Here is a 14,671-nt window from a genome sequence, read left to right as displayed (position 1 = left end):
TTCTGTAAACATCAGGCGATACGTCTTGTACCTCTATATTGAGACTCTGAAACAGAGGCTGGATGCCATCAACCAATTGCGTGTGGATCGCGCGCTAGCGGCCATGGGCCCTGCTTTCCAGCAGGTTTACAGCCTGCTGCCCACGCTTTTGCACTATCATCATCCGTTGATGCCGGGCTACCTCGAAGGTAACGTTCCAAAAGGCATCTGTCTTTACACGCCTGATGAAACCCAACGCCACTACCTCAACGAGCTTGAGCTCTATCGTGGAATGCCCCCGCAGGAATCGCCAAAAGGCGAGTTGCCGATAACCGGCGTCTACTCCATGGGCAGTACTTCATCGGTAGGACAAAGCTGTTCTTCTGACCTGGATATCTGGGTTTGCCACCAGTCGTGGCTCGATAACGAAGAACGCCAGCTGTTGCAACGTAAATGCAGCCTGCTTGAGAGCTGGGCCGCATCGTTGGGTGTGGAAGTCAGCTTCTTCTTAATTGATGAAAACCGTTTCCGCCATAATGAAAGCGGCAGTCTGGGTGGTGAAGACTGCGGCTCGACGCAGCATATTTTATTACTTGATGAATTCTATCGTACCGCCGTGCGTCTGGCCGGTAAGCGTATTCTGTGGAATATGGTGCCGGGCGATGAAGAAGAGCACTATGACGATTACGTCATGACGCTCTATGCACAGGGGGTATTGACGCCAAATGAATGGCTGGACCTCGGTGGCCTCAGCTCCCTGTCTGCCGAAGAGTACTTCGGTGCCAGCCTGTGGCAACTTTATAAAAGTATCGACTCCCCTTATAAAGCAGTGCTGAAAACCCTGCTGCTGGAAGCGTATTCCTGGGAGTATCCGAACACCCGCCTGTTGGCGAAAGACATTAAACAGCGTCTGCACGATGGCGAAATCGTTTCGTTCGGTCTTGATCACTACTGCATGATGCTGGAGCGCGTCACGCATTATTTGACCGCTATTGAAGATTTCACCCGTCTCGATCTTGTGCGTCGATGTTTCTATTTAAAAGTATGTGAGAAACTGAGCCGTGAGCGTGCTTGTGTGGGCTGGCGGCGTGAAGTCGTCAGTCAGCTAGTGAAAGAGTGGGGTTGGGACGAGGCGCGTCTCACCATGCTGGATAACCGGGCAAACTGGAAAATCGACCAGGTGCGTGAAGCACATAACGAGTTGCTTGATGCCATGATGCAGAGCTATCGTAATCTGATTCGCTTTGCGCGCCGCAACAACCTGAGCGTATCCGCCAGTCCGCAGGACATCGGAGTGCTGACCCGTAAGTTATACGCCGCTTTTGAAGCATTGCCGGGTAAAGTCACCCTGGTGAATCCGCAGATTTCTCCGGATCTCTCCGAACCCAATTTAACCTTTATCTATGTGCCGCCGGGCCGTGCTAATCGTACGGGTTGGTACCTGTACAACCGCGCCCCAAACATGGATTCTATCGTTAGCCATCAGCCGCTGGAATATAACCGTTACCTGAACAAATTGGTGGCGTGGGCGTGGTTCAATGGTTTGCTGACCTCACGTACACGACTGTTTATTAAAGGTAATGGGATTGTCGATTTGGCAAAACTGCAGGAGATGGTGGCAAACGTGTCCCATCACTTCCCGCTGCGTCTGCCTGCGCCAACGCCAAAAGCGCTATATAGCCCCTGCGAAATCCGTCATCTGGCCATTATTGTCAACCTGGAATATGACCCAACTGCGGCATTCCGTAACCAGGTCGTGCATTTCGATTTCCGTAAGCTTGATGTTTTCAGCTTTGGCGAGCAGCAAAACTGCCTGGTTGGCAGCGTCGACCTGCTTTATCGCAACTCCTGGAATGAAGTGCGTACACTGCATTTCAACGGTGAGCAGGCGATGATTGAAGCATTGAAAACCATTTTAGGAAAAATGCATCAGGATGCCGCGCCACCGGATAGCGTTGAAGTGTTCTGTTATAGCCAGCACCTGCGCGGTTTGATCCGTACGCGTGTTCAGCAACTGGTTTCTGAATGCATTGAGCTGCGCCTCTCCAGTACCCGTCAGGAAACCGGACGTTTCAAAGCGTTACGTGTAGCCGGACAGACCTGGGGTCTCTTCTTCGAGCGTCTGAATGTGTCAGTGCAAAAACTGGAAAACGCGATTGAGTTTTATGGCGCGATTTCACATAACAAACTGCACGGGTTGTCGGTTCAGGTCGAAACGAACCATGTCAAACTGCCGCAGGTGGTGGATGGGTTTGCCAGCGAAGGGATTATCCAGTTCTTCTTCGAAGAGACCGGCGATGACGGTTTTAATATTTATATTCTGGATGAAAGCAACCGTGCGGAAGTGTATCACCACTGCGAGGGTAGCAAAGAGGAGCTGGTGCGTGACGTTAGCCGCTTCTATTCATCGTCGCATGACCGATTTACTTATGGCTCAAGCTTTATCAACTTCAACTTGCCGCAGTTCTATCAAATCGTGAACGTTGATGGCCGGGCGCAGGTGATTCCGTTCCGCAATCAGGCTATCACGCCCGTTGCACCTGCTAATCAGGATAACGACGCGCCGCTGTTGCAGCAGTACTTCTCCTGACGTTTTTTGCGGGTAGCCCGGGTAAGCGCAGCGCATCCGGGACGCCCGGATGCGGTTTAATGTCTTATTCCTGCTACGTGTTAGCCGCGAAAGCTCACCTTTTCGCCCGCCTGTTGCGATGCCGCCTGTTCCAGCAGATCCCAGAAGGTTTCGCCTGAACGGTCGCAAACCCACTCGTCACCTTTCAGATCGAAGTGGTAACCGCCTTGTTTGGCTGCCAGCCACACCTGATGCAGGGGCTCCTGGCGGTTGATGATGATTTTACTGCCGTTTTCAAAGGTGATGGTCAATATGCCACCGTTGATTTCGCAGTCGATATCGCTGTCGCCATCCCAGTCGTCCAGACGCTCTTCAATGGTCATCCACAGGGTGTCAGCAAGGCGATGAAATTCACTGTCGTTCATTGTCGTTTCCCGTTTTACGTGATGGCGGCAGTATAACGCGAAACATTTCCCGCTGCAGGGAGAGTGCAAACTCTTGCTTTTGTGTCTTCTCCTGCGATGATAGAAAGCAGAAAGAATGAACCAACAGGCAACCTACAATGAAAGACGTGTGTCGAACCCTGGCTGTATTATTAACCTTATTTAGCCTGACGGGCTGTGGTCTGAAAGGGCCGCTCTATTTCCCGCCGGCTGACAAAAATGCGCCGCCGCCTACGAAAAAAACCGAAAGTACCATTCAGACAACGACCCCGGATCGTAACGATCGTGGCGATAATGATGGCCCAACGCAGGTGAATTACTAACGTTCCCGTGTTGTATCCGCGTATATGGAGTAGATGATGCAGTTCTCTAAAATGCATGGCCTTGGCAACGATTTTATGGTCGTCGACGCGGTAACGCAGAATGTCTTTTTTTCCCCTGATCTGATCCGTCGGATGGCTGACAGGCATCTCGGGGTGGGATTCGATCAACTGCTGGTGGTCGAGCCGCCCTACGATCCCGAACTCGATTTCCACTATCGTATCTTTAATGCTGACGGCAGCGAAGTCTCTCAGTGCGGAAACGGCGCCCGCTGTTTTGCCCGTTTTGTGCGCTTGAAAGGGTTGACCAATAAACGTGATATTCGCGTCAGTACCGCAAATGGCCGCATGGTATTAACCGTGACGGATGATGAGCTGGTGCGTGTGAATATGGGTGAGCCCAATTTCGAGCCATCACAGGTCCCGTTCCGGGCGAACAAAGCGGAAAAGACCTATATTATGCGGGCGGCGGAACAAACAATATTGTGCGGCGTTGTCTCAATGGGCAATCCGCACTGCGTTATCCAGGTCGATGATGTCGATACCGCTCCGGTCGAAACACTGGGGCCGGTAATGGAAAGCCACGAACGCTTTCCTGAGCGCGCCAACATTGGTTTCATGCAAGTGGTCAAACGCGATCACATCCGACTGCGCGTGTATGAACGCGGCGCGGGCGAAACGCAGGCCTGCGGAAGTGGCGCTTGCGCGGCGGTAGCGGTCGGCATCCAGCAAGGTTTGCTGGCAGAAGAAGTACGTGTGGAACTCCCAGGCGGTCGGCTGGATATCGCATGGAAAGGACCGGGCCAACCGTTGTTTATGACTGGCCCGGCGGCACATGTCTACGACGGATTTATTCATCTATGAAGCAACCAGGGGAAGAACTGCAGGAAACGTTTACAGAACTGGATGACCACGCTGTCGTCGATTATCTGTTGCGTAACCCTGAGTTTTTTATCCGTAATGCACACGCTGTTGAAGCTATTCGTGTCCCTCATCCCGTACGCGGTTCGATTTCGTTAGTCGAGTGGCACATGGTGCGGGCACGTAACCATATCAACGTGCTGGAAGAGAACATGACGTTGCTGATGGAGCAGGCCAGCGCCAATGAAGGCCTGTTCTATCGTCTGCTGCGTCTGCAGGGCAAACTGGCTTCGGCCAAAAGCCTTGAGGAAATGTTGAATCGCTTCCAGCGGTGGGCCAGAGATTTGGGGCTGGCAGGTGCGACCGTCCGCCTGTTCCCGGACCGCTGGCGTCTTGGCGCACCGTCCGGTTTTACCCACCTTGCACTCTCTCGTCAGGCCTTTGAGCCACTGCGTATTCAGCGTCTGGGTCAACAACAGCACTATCTCGGTTCCCTGAACGGACCGGAGTTGCTTTTACTCTTGCCAGAAGCGAAAGCGATCGGTTCTGTGGCGGTAACAATGATGGGGCCAGACGCCGATCTGGGCGTGGTCCTGTTCAGTAGTCGCGACCCGCATCACTACCAGCATGGACAGGGCACGCAACTGCTGGAAGAGATCGCCATGATGTTACCGGACCTGCTGGAGCGCTGGATCGAGCGCGTATGACCGATTCACCCCTGCACCAGGCTGTCACGCGTTTCCTGCGCTATCTGGGCGTGGAACGTCAGTTAAGCCCCATCACGCTCCTCAATTATCAGCGTCAGCTTGATGCCATCATTGCGCTTGCCGGGGAAATCGGCCTGCAGCGCTGGCAACAATGTGACGCCGCCGCAGTACGGGCTTTCGCCGTACGTAGTCGTCGCAAAGGGTTGGGGGCTGCCAGCCTGGCGCTACGCCTTTCGGCTTTACGCAGCTTCTTTGACTGGCTGGTGAGCCAGGGCGAGCTTCCGGCCAATCCCGCGAAGGGCGTTTCCGCCCCGAAAACGCCGCGTCACCTGCCAAAAAATATCGACGTGGACGACGTCAATCGTCTGCTGGATATCGATCTTAACGATCCGCTGGCCGTACGCGACAGGGCGATGCTGGAGGTGATGTACGGTGCCGGGTTGCGTTTATCCGAACTGGTGGGTCTGGATATCAAACACCTGGATTTGGAAAGCGGTGAAGTCTGGGTGATGGGTAAAGGCAGCAAGGAGCGCCGTTTACCTGTTGGGCGTAATGCGGTTATCTGGATTGAGCACTGGCTGGATCTGCGCGGGTTATTTGGCGCCGAAGAAGAGGCGCTGTTTCTCTCGAAATTGGGGAAACGTATTTCCGCGCGCAATGTACAAAAACGTTTTGCCGAGTGGGGAATCAAACAAGGGCTGAACAGCCACGTGCACCCGCATAAACTGCGTCACTCTTTTGCTACCCATATGCTGGAGTCGAGCGGCGATCTGCGCGGCGTGCAGGAACTCCTGGGGCATGCTAACCTTGCCACCACACAAATTTATACCCATCTTGATTTTCAACACCTTGCCTCGGTGTATGACGCAGCGCATCCACGCGCCAAACGGGGGAAATAATGCGATTTTACCGGCCTGTGGGCCTTATCTCGGCCATCACTTTCGATCTCGACGACACGCTTTACGATAACCGTCCGGTTATTCTGCGAACTGAACAAGAATCCCTTTCGTTTGTACAACAATATCACCCTTCTCTGAATGCGCTGGAAAACACGGATTTAAAACGCATTCGTCAGTCGCTGCTTCTCACAGAACCGGAGATCTACCACGATGTGACCGAATGGCGCCGTCGTGCGGTTGAACGCGCCATGCTGGAGGCGGGGTTAACGGCGGATGAGGCGGCAGAAGGGGCGCAAGCGGCAATGCAGCACTTTGCGAAATGGCGTAGTCGTGTTGATGTGCCACAAGAGACTCACGAAACCCTGGCGAAGCTTGCTGAAAAATGGCCGCTGGTGGCGATCACTAACGGCAACGCGCAACCGGCGTTGTTCGGACTGGCCGATTACTTTGAGTTTGTGCTGCGCGCTGGCCCTGACGGGCGTGCGAAGCCGTTTAACGATATGTATCACCTTGCGGCTCAACGCCTGAACATGCCGCTGGGGGAAATTCTGCACGTCGGGGATGATCTGACGACCGATGTCGCCGGTGCCATTCGCTGTGGTATGCAGGCCTGCTGGATCAAACCGGAAGGGGCTGACCTGCTGACGGCGACTGATAGCCGCTTGCTGCCGCATCTGGAGATTTCACGGTTGGCATCCCTCACCACGCTGATATAATCACCACAAGCTCTGTATAAATTCCCAGGGGTTGTTGCGCTTCATCCTGTGGTCTACAGGTGCGTTGGCTGAATTCACTCATCCCGGTTACATAGTTAATCTATGCTCCTGGGGAGTCATGTGCTTGCCGCCTTCCTGCAAACCCAATGATATAGCGCAACGGCTTCATACTAACCCGGCGGTGCCAATGGACGTTTCTTACCTGCTCGACAGCCTTAATGACAAACAGCGTGATGCGGTTGCCGCGTCGCGTAGCAACATGCTGGTGCTGGCCGGGGCAGGCAGTGGTAAAACGCGTGTGCTGGTGCACCGCATCGCCTGGCTGATGACCGTGGAAAACTGCTCGCCCTATTCCATTATGGCGGTGACGTTTACCAACAAAGCGGCGGCGGAAATGCGCCACCGTATTGGCCAGCTTATGGGAACCAGCCAGGGCGGTATGTGGGTTGGTACTTTCCACGGGCTGGCGCACCGCCTGCTGCGTGCGCACCATATGGATGCTAACCTGCCGCAGGATTTCCAGATCCTCGACAGCGAAGACCAGTTGCGTTTGCTCAAGCGTCTGATTAAAGCGATGAACCTGGATGAGAAGCAGTGGCCGCCGCGCCAGGCCATGTGGTATATCAACGGTCAGAAAGACGAAGGCATTCGCCCACATCATATTCAAAGCTACGGTAACCCGGTCGAGCAGACCTGGCAGAAGGTTTACCAGGCTTACCAGGAAGCCTGCGATCGCGCCGGGCTGGTGGATTTCGCCGAACTGCTGTTGCGCGCGCACGAGCTGTGGCTCAATAAGCCGCATATCCTGCAGCACTACCGCGAGCGTTTCACCAATATCCTGGTGGATGAATTCCAGGATACCAACAACATCCAGTATGCCTGGATCCGCCTGCTGGCAGGCGATACCGGCAAAGTGATGATTGTTGGCGACGATGACCAGTCGATTTACGGCTGGCGTGGGGCGCAGGTGGAAAATATTCAGCGCTTCCTTAACGATTTCCCCGGCGCGCAGACAATTCGCCTGGAGCAGAACTACCGCTCAACCAGCAATATCCTCAGCGCAGCGAACGCCCTGATCGAAAACAATAACGGTCGTCTGGGTAAAAACCTGTGGACTGACGGCGCCGATGGCGAGCCGATTTCGCTCTACTGTGCTTTTAACGAACTGGACGAAGCGCGTTTTGTTGTTAACCGCATCAAAACCTGGCAGGAGAGCGGCGGTGCGCTGGAGCACTGCGCCATTCTCTATCGCAGTAATGCCCAGTCACGCGTACTGGAAGAGGCGTTGTTACAGGCCAGCATGCCGTATCGTATTTACGGCGGGATGCGCTTCTTTGAACGTCAGGAAATTAAAGACGCGCTCTCTTATTTGCGCCTGATTGCAAACCGCAATGACGACGCCGCCTTTGAACGCGTGGTGAATACGCCGACGCGTGGGATTGGTGACAGAACACTGGATGTCGTGCGCCAGACTTCGCGCGATCGCCAGTTAACGTTGTGGCAGGCGACACGCGAATTGTTGCAGGAGAAAGTACTGGCTGGTCGCGCGGCAAGTGCATTACAGCGCTTTATGGAGCTCATTGACGCGTTGGCTCAGGAGACGGCTGACATGCCGCTACACGTCCAAACGGACCGGGTGGTGAAAGATTCCGGTCTGTGGATGATGTACGAGCAGGAGAAAGGCGAGAAAGGCCAGACGCGTATTGAGAACTTAGAGGAACTGGTGACGGCGACGCGCCAGTTCAGCTACAACGAAGAAGACGAAGATTTGATGCCATTGCAGGCATTCCTCTCCCATGCCGCGCTGGAAGCGGGCGAAGGGCAGGCGGATACCTGGCAGGACGCGGTACAACTGATGACATTGCATTCCGCCAAGGGGCTTGAGTTCCCGCAGGTGTTTATTGTCGGGATGGAAGAGGGGATGTTCCCTAGCCAGATGTCGCTGGATGAAGGGGGGCGTCTGGAAGAGGAGCGTCGCCTGGCCTACGTCGGCGTGACCCGTGCGATGCAGAAGCTGACGCTGACTTATGCCGAAACCCGCCGTCTGTATGGCAAAGAAGCCTATCACCGTCCGTCTCGCTTTATCGGCGAGCTGCCGGAAAACTGTGTGGAAGAGGTACGTCTGCGCGCTACCGTTAGTCGTCCGGTCAGTCATCAACGCCTTGGCGCGCCGATTTCAGAGAACGACACGGGTTATAAACTGGGCCAGCGAGTACGTCATCCGAAGTTCGGCGAAGGGACAATCGTGAATCTGGAAGGCAGCGGTGAACACAGCCGTTTGCAGGTCGCATTCCAGGGGCAGGGCATTAAATGGCTGGTGGCTGCCTATGCACGCCTTGAAACAGTGTAACTTTCAGAAAAATATCATTATTTTGTAATATTCTGCTAGCCTTATACGCTAAGGGGGAAATATTACCCTTTAGCGTTTCGTTGCGTGTTGACGCCTCATTTTTGCTGGCGTAACATGCGCGCACGATCACGCTAAGAGGACATTCGCCTTGGACACACCCAGTAGATACTGGCTCAATTCCCTGTCATCCAGGAACAACTCCTAAGGCTATCTCCTCATGCTGATGGCCTTAGTGGTTGTCAGCGACCTGCTGTATTCCCGTCGCGCTGAGTCAGGCTGTTTAATGGTCTGAAACGCCAAATGTTTCTTGTGTGCCCAACCGAACTGTCCAGTCATTTTTGCATTGGGAGTCCCGGCTATGCTGAGCGCATTTCAACTGGAAAATAATCGTTTAACCCGTCTCGAAGCTGACGAAATAAAGCACCTCGCCAGTTCCGTCTGGGTTGATCTGGTCGAGCCGGACGATGACGAGCGAACCCGTGTGCAGTCTGAATTGGGTCAGAACCTGGCGACACGCCCGGAACTGGAAGACATCGAAGCGTCTGCGCGTTTTTTTGAAGATGAAGACGGCTTGCACATCCACTCCTTCTTCTTCTTTGAAGATGCGGAAGACCACGCCGGCAACTCTACTGTGGCATTTACTATCCGCGAAGGCCGCCTGTTCACCCTGCGTGAGCGCGAGTTACCGGCATTTCGTCTCTATCGCATGCGCGCCCGTAGCCAGGCAATGGTTGATGGCAACGCCTATGAGTTACTGCTCGACCTCTTCGAGACCAAAATCGAACAACTCGCAGATGAAATCGAAAACATCTACAGCGATCTGGAAAAACTCAGCCGTGTGATCATGGAAGGTCATCAGGGCGATGAATATGACGAAGCGCTCTCGACGCTGGCGGAGCTGGAAGATATCGGCTGGAAAGTGCGTCTGTGCCTGATGGATACCCAGCGCGCGCTGAACTTCCTGGTGCGTAAAGCGCGTTTGCCTGGCGGTCAACTGGAGCAGGCCCGCGAAATCCTGCGCGATATCGAATCTCTGCTGCCGCACAATGAATCCCTGTTCCAGAAAGTGAACTTTCTGATGCAGGCGGCAATGGGCTTTATCAATATTGAGCAGAACCGGATCATCAAGATCTTCTCGGTCGTTTCCGTTGTCTTCCTGCCGCCGACACTGGTGGCCTCCAGTTACGGGATGAACTTTGAGTTTATGCCTGAGCTGCACTGGAGTTTTGGCTACCCAGGCGCGATTGTCTTTATGATCCTCGCCGGGCTGGCGCCATATCTCTACTTCAAACGTCGTAACTGGCTGTAAATCTAAAACAAAAAGGTTCAGCAATTCTGCTGAACCTTTCTTTACGGATCTTATTGCGCGTGGCTTCCTTCACCTGCTCCGGCTGATTTAAGACGCAGCGACATCAGCGGTACGGGATCCTGATGCCGGGAATTATCGACCCCTGCGTTGGGTATACAGCGCATCCATTACGAAGATGGCGAGCGCGACCCAAATAAACCCGAATGTCACCATTTTGTCTGCGCCCGGATGCTCGTCATAAAACGTCACTGCCAGCAGGAACATCAGCGTTGGGCCAATGTACTGGAAGAAACCCAGTGTTGACAGGCGCAGACGCATCGCCGCCCCGGTAAAGCACAGCAGAGGAACCGTGGTGACCACCCCGGCGGCCATCAAGAGCAAATTAAGCGACCAGCTGTTTTGCGTCATATGGCTGGTGGCGCTGTCGGCAATCCCAAACAGCCAGATAGCCGCCACGGGCAGCAACCACAGCGTTTCCACCAGCATGCCGGTTTGCGCGTCGACGGCGATTTTTTTACGCAGCAGTCCGTAGAAGGCGAAGCTAAAAGCCAGGCCCAGTGAGATAATCGGCAAGGAGCCGAAGGCCCACAACTGTACCAGTACGCCACTGGCAGCCAGTATTACCGCCAGCCACTGCATGCGGCGGAAACGTTCACCAAGGAACACCATCCCCAGCAGAATATTCACCAGTGGGTTAATAAAATAGCCCAGGCTTGCTTCCAGCAGATGGTGATTGTTCACCGACCAGATAAAGAGCAGCCAGTTTCCCCCGACGAGCACGGCGGACACCGCCAGCAGCAAGATTTTCTTTGGCGTATGTAAAAGCTGTTTCACCTGCGACCACTGACGACTAACGCTTATCAGGGCGATCATGAAGAAGAAGGACCAGATAATGCGGTGAGTCAGAATTTCATCGGCGGGAACAAACCAGATGACTTTGAAATAGGCCGGCGCGATACCCCAAATAAAATAAGCGGCCAGAGCAAGTATTACCCCTAACCGCGTCTGTTTTGCATCCATCAGGAAAACTCGTTGCTAAAAAGTAACAATATTTTACCTGATTTTTGCTGCTCAACCCACCATATAGGTTGCCGTCGCACTGGCGATATAGAGCTGCTCTTCGTTATGTAACTCGACACGAGCGACCGCAACCTTGTTTCCCGCACGCAGTAGCGTACTGGTGGCGGTGAAGCGATTGCCACGACCCGGGCGTAAATAGTCGACGCGCAAATCAATGGTGCCCATTCGCGACAGGCGAGCGCGCAACTCCTCTTCGGTAATGGTGTCATGGCGCGTCAGCGTGCTGCCAACGCACACCAGACCTGCGGCGACATCCAGTGCGGAGGCAATCACCCCGCCGTGCAAAATGCTCTGCGCCCAGTTTCCCACCATCATAGGTTGGTTATTGAAGCTGAGCTGGGCGAAATCCTTCTCGTAGCGGGTAAGCTCCAGCCCCAGCGCACGATTGAAAGGCATGTGGTAGACGAAAATCTCGCCCACGAGTTTTAATGCGGATTCTGCTGTGAGGACGGCAGACATAGTGACGTTTCCGTTAGGTTAATGAAATGTTGATTTTATGCCTCTAAATTGTTGAATTCCAGTTTAAGACAGGATACCTGCGCAGCGTCTCAATAAATATGTAGAATAGATGTTGTAAAAATATTCAGTTTATCAACATTGTTCAGGGGAAGAAAACCGATGCGGACGTTTCTGGGTTGGTTTGTGGCATTATGTGCGCTGCCTTTTGCGGCTTTTGCGCAGGAAGCGACAGTAAAAGAAGTTCATGATGCGCCTGCTGTGCGCGGTAGTATTATCGCGAATATGCTGCAGGAGCATGATAATCCGTTCACGCTCTATCCGTACGAGTCGAACTACCTGCTTTATACCTATACCAGCGACATGAATAAAGAAGCCATTCGTTCGTACAGCTGGTCTGATGAAGCGCGTAAGGATGAAGTAAAATTCCAGCTCAGCCTGGCATTTCCGCTGTGGCGCGGCATACTCGGTCCGAATTCCGTGTTGGGCGCTTCCTATACGCAAAAATCGTGGTGGCAGCTTTCTAATACCAAGGAACCGGCTTCTTCGCCATTCCGCGAAACCAACTATGAACCACAAATGTTCCTCGGCTTCGCCACCGATTACAGCGTTGCGGGCTGGACGTTGCGCGATATTGAGTTTGGCTTTAACCATGACTCCAATGGCCGTTCTGATCCCACATCGCGTAGCTGGAATCGCCTCTATACGCGTTTGATGGCGCAAAATGGCAACTGGCTGGTGGAAGTAAAACCCTGGTATGTTGTAGGGAACACCGACGATAACCCGGATATCACCAAATATCTCGGTCACTATCAACTGCGCGTCGGCTACCAGTATGGCGAGGCCATTTTCAGCGTCAAAGGGCAGTACAACTGGAACACTGGCTACGGTGGCGCAGAGGTCGGTGTAAGCTATCCGATCACCAAACATGTCCGCTTCTACACCCAGGTGTACAGCGGTTATGGCGAGTCGTTAATTGACTACAATTTCAATCAGACGCGTGTCGGTGTCGGCGTAATGCTTAACGATCTGTTTTAAGCATTGCAGTTTCATGAGCAGGCGCTGAAAATAGCGCCTGTTTTATTTTGTCGAGTGGAGTAAATGTGGCGCAGGCGGAAGTATTGAATCTGGAATCGACAGCCCTGGAAGTTTTACGGGAAACCTTCGGCTACCAGCAGTTCCGTCCGGGTCAGCAACATATCATTGATACCGTGCTCGGCGGCCGCGACTGTCTGGTTGTCATGCCTACCGGTGGCGGCAAATCGCTCTGTTATCAAATTCCGGCACTGATTCTGCCTGGTCTTACGGTGGTGGTATCGCCACTGATCTCACTGATGAAAGATCAGGTTGATCAGTTACTCGCTAACGGCGTTGCTGCGGCCTGTCTGAACTCAACGCAAAGTCGTGAACAACAGCTTGAGGTGATGGCTGGCTGCCGCACCGGGCAAATCCGTCTGCTGTATATCGCTCCCGAGCGGCTGATGCTTGATAACTTCCTTGAGCAACTGACGCACTGGAACCCGGTACTGCTGGCGGTCGATGAAGCGCACTGTATCTCCCAATGGGGCCATGACTTCCGTCCTGAATATGCCGCACTCGGTCAGCTTCGTCAGTATCTGCCATCTGTGCCTTTTATGGCATTGACCGCCACGGCGGATGACACCACACGTCGAGATATTGAACGTCTGCTGGGATTGAACGATCCGCTGATTCAGATCAGCAGTTTTGACCGCCCCAATATCCGCTATATGCTGATGGAGAAATTCAAACCGCTCGATCAGCTTCTCCGCTATGTACACGACCAGCGCGGCAAGTCCGGAATTATTTACTGCAACAGCCGGGCGAAGGTGGAAGACACCGCCGCTCGCCTGCAAAGCCGGGGCTTTAGCGCTGCGGCGTATCATGCCGGGCTGGAACACGAGGTGCGCGCCAGCGTGCAGGAGAAATTCCAGCGCGACGATCTGCAAATCGTGGTCGCGACTGTTGCGTTCGGTATGGGGATTAACAAACCCAACGTGCGATTTGTGGTTCACTTCGACATTCCACGTAATATCGAGTCTTACTATCAGGAAACGGGTCGCGCCGGGCGTGATGGCCTGCCCGCTGAGGCGATGTTGTTCTACGCGCCGGAAGACATGGCCTGGCTGCGCCGTTGTCTTGAAGAAAAACCCCCCGGACAGTTGCAGGATATTGAGCGCCACAAGCTCAATGCAATGGGGGCGTTTGCCGAAGCGCAAACCTGCCGCCGCCTGGTCTTGCTCAATTACTTTGGCGAAGGGCGCCAGGAAGCCTGCGGTAACTGCGATATTTGCCTTGATCCGCCACGCCAGTATGACGGGCTGAAAGATGCACAGAAGGCGCTTTCGGCTATCTACCGGGTGAATCAGCGTTTCGGTATGGGCTATGTGGTAGAAGTGCTGCGTGGCGCCAACAGCCAGCGTATCCGCGACCTGGGGCATGACAAACTGCCGGTCTACGGTATTGGCCGTGAGCAGAGCCATGAACATTGGGTGAGTGTCATCCGCCAGCTTATTCATTTGGGTCTGGTCACGCAAAACATCGCCCAGCACTCCGCCTTACAACTGACCGAAGCCGCCCGCCCGGTGCTGCGCGCCGAAGTACCGCTCCAGTTGGCTGTACCGCGCATGGTCGCCCTGAAATCCCGCGTGATGCAAAAGGCGGCGGTCGGCAACTATGACCGCAAACTCTTTGCGAAGCTACGCAAGTTGCGTAAAGCGATTGCCGATGAAAATAACGTGCCGCCGTACGTGGTTTTCAATGACGCAACGCTGATTGAAATGGCCGAACAGATGCCCATTACGCCAGGCGAAATGCTCGGCGTTAACGGTGTTGGCGTCCGCAAACTTGAGCGCTTTGGCCAGGAGTTTATGGCGCTGATTCGTGCCCATGTTGACGGTGATGATGAGTAGTCAGCACGAACGAAAAGTGCCAGGATAGTCATCCCCTTTATTATTTTCCCGC

14 protein-coding genes are annotated in these 14,671 nt (G+C 53.9%); 11 read left to right on the top strand and 3 right to left on the bottom strand.

Annotated elements, in window-relative coordinates:
• The first annotated feature begins 25 nt into the window (after window positions 1–25).
• Complete coding sequence (gene cyaA, locus AB182_RS24140) at window positions 26–2,569, top strand: class I adenylate cyclase (protein WP_047372298.1); 2,544 nt, start codon at window positions 26–28, stop codon at window positions 2,567–2,569.
• Between the two features lie 80 nt (window positions 2,570–2,649).
• Here the strand turns inward: cyaA and cyaY are convergent, their stop codons facing one another.
• Window positions 2,650–2,973, bottom strand: coding sequence for an iron donor protein CyaY (cyaY, locus tag AB182_RS24135; RefSeq protein ID WP_047372297.1), 324 nt, complete (start codon window positions 2,971–2,973; stop codon window positions 2,650–2,652).
• Window positions 2,974–3,110: 137 nt separating this feature from the next.
• Between cyaY and lptM the strand changes: the two genes are divergently transcribed.
• From lptM to corA, 8 genes are all read left to right on the top strand, one after another.
• A complete protein-coding gene (lptM, locus tag AB182_RS24130) occupies window positions 3,111–3,314 on the top strand; it encodes an LPS translocon maturation chaperone LptM (RefSeq protein WP_047372296.1) in 204 nt (67 codons plus the stop codon).
• A gap of 36 nt (window positions 3,315–3,350) precedes the next feature.
• The gene (gene dapF / locus AB182_RS24125; RefSeq protein WP_039077031.1) at window positions 3,351–4,175 is read left to right on the top strand and encodes a diaminopimelate epimerase; all 825 of its coding nucleotides are present in this window, start codon (window positions 3,351–3,353) and stop codon (window positions 4,173–4,175) included.
• The gene (locus AB182_RS24120; RefSeq protein ID WP_047372295.1) at window positions 4,172–4,879 is read left to right on the top strand and encodes a DUF484 domain-containing protein; all 708 of its coding nucleotides are present in this window, start codon (window positions 4,172–4,174) and stop codon (window positions 4,877–4,879) included. Before dapF ends, AB182_RS24120 begins: the two co-directional genes overlap by 4 nt.
• Entirely contained in the window at window positions 4,876–5,778 is a 903-nt protein-coding gene (gene xerC / locus AB182_RS24115) for a tyrosine recombinase XerC (RefSeq protein ID WP_047372294.1), read from the top strand. The genes AB182_RS24120 and xerC overlap by 4 nt, the downstream gene beginning before the upstream one ends.
• Window positions 5,778–6,494: a 5-amino-6-(5-phospho-D-ribitylamino)uracil phosphatase YigB gene (gene yigB, locus AB182_RS24110; protein WP_047372293.1), complete on the top strand. Its 717-nt coding sequence runs from the start codon at window positions 5,778–5,780 to the stop codon at window positions 6,492–6,494. The genes xerC and yigB overlap by 1 nt, the downstream gene beginning before the upstream one ends.
• A 187-nt stretch (window positions 6,495–6,681) precedes the next feature.
• A complete protein-coding gene (gene uvrD / locus AB182_RS24105; RefSeq protein ID WP_039077035.1) occupies window positions 6,682–8,844 on the top strand; it encodes a DNA helicase II in 2,163 nt (720 codons plus the stop codon).
• Window positions 8,845–8,992: 148 nt separating this feature from the next.
• Window positions 8,993–9,049, top strand: coding sequence for a YsgD/CorL family protein (gene ysgD, locus AB182_RS33155; RefSeq protein ID WP_212743980.1), 57 nt, complete (start codon window positions 8,993–8,995; stop codon window positions 9,047–9,049).
• A gap of 153 nt (window positions 9,050–9,202) precedes the next feature.
• Window positions 9,203–10,153 (top strand): magnesium/cobalt transporter CorA, encoded by a 951-nt coding sequence (gene corA, locus AB182_RS24100; protein ID WP_039077036.1) that lies wholly within the window; start codon window positions 9,203–9,205, stop codon window positions 10,151–10,153.
• 132 nt (window positions 10,154–10,285) lie between these two features.
• On the opposite strand, the gene rarD is transcribed toward corA, so the two are convergent.
• Together rarD and yigI are read right to left on the bottom strand one after the other, a co-directional pair.
• Complete coding sequence (gene rarD / locus AB182_RS24095) at window positions 10,286–11,173, bottom strand: EamA family transporter RarD (protein ID WP_047372292.1); 888 nt, start codon at window positions 11,171–11,173, stop codon at window positions 10,286–10,288.
• Between the two features lie 51 nt (window positions 11,174–11,224).
• Window positions 11,225–11,692, bottom strand: coding sequence for an acyl-CoA thioesterase YigI (yigI, locus tag AB182_RS24090; RefSeq protein ID WP_047372291.1), 468 nt, complete (start codon window positions 11,690–11,692; stop codon window positions 11,225–11,227).
• A gap of 159 nt (window positions 11,693–11,851) precedes the next feature.
• On the opposite strand from yigI, the gene pldA reads away from it, so the two are divergent.
• Together pldA and recQ are read left to right on the top strand one after the other, a co-directional pair.
• The gene (pldA, locus tag AB182_RS24085; protein WP_047372290.1) at window positions 11,852–12,727 is read left to right on the top strand and encodes a phospholipase A; all 876 of its coding nucleotides are present in this window, start codon (window positions 11,852–11,854) and stop codon (window positions 12,725–12,727) included.
• 65 nt (window positions 12,728–12,792) lie between these two features.
• Window positions 12,793–14,619 carry an ATP-dependent DNA helicase RecQ gene (gene recQ / locus AB182_RS24080; RefSeq protein ID WP_047372289.1) on the top strand — a complete coding sequence of 609 codons (1,827 nt, stop codon included), beginning with the start codon at window positions 12,793–12,795 and terminating at the stop codon, window positions 14,617–14,619.
• Window positions 14,620–14,671 lie beyond the last annotated feature (52 nt).

The sequence above is a fragment of the Phytobacter ursingii genome, assembly GCF_001022135.1.
GTDB classification, from domain to species: Bacteria; Pseudomonadota; Gammaproteobacteria; order Enterobacterales; family Enterobacteriaceae; genus Phytobacter; species Phytobacter ursingii.
The sequence above is the reverse complement of the archived record's forward strand: the minus strand, read 5'-3'. Positions and strand labels throughout refer to the sequence as shown.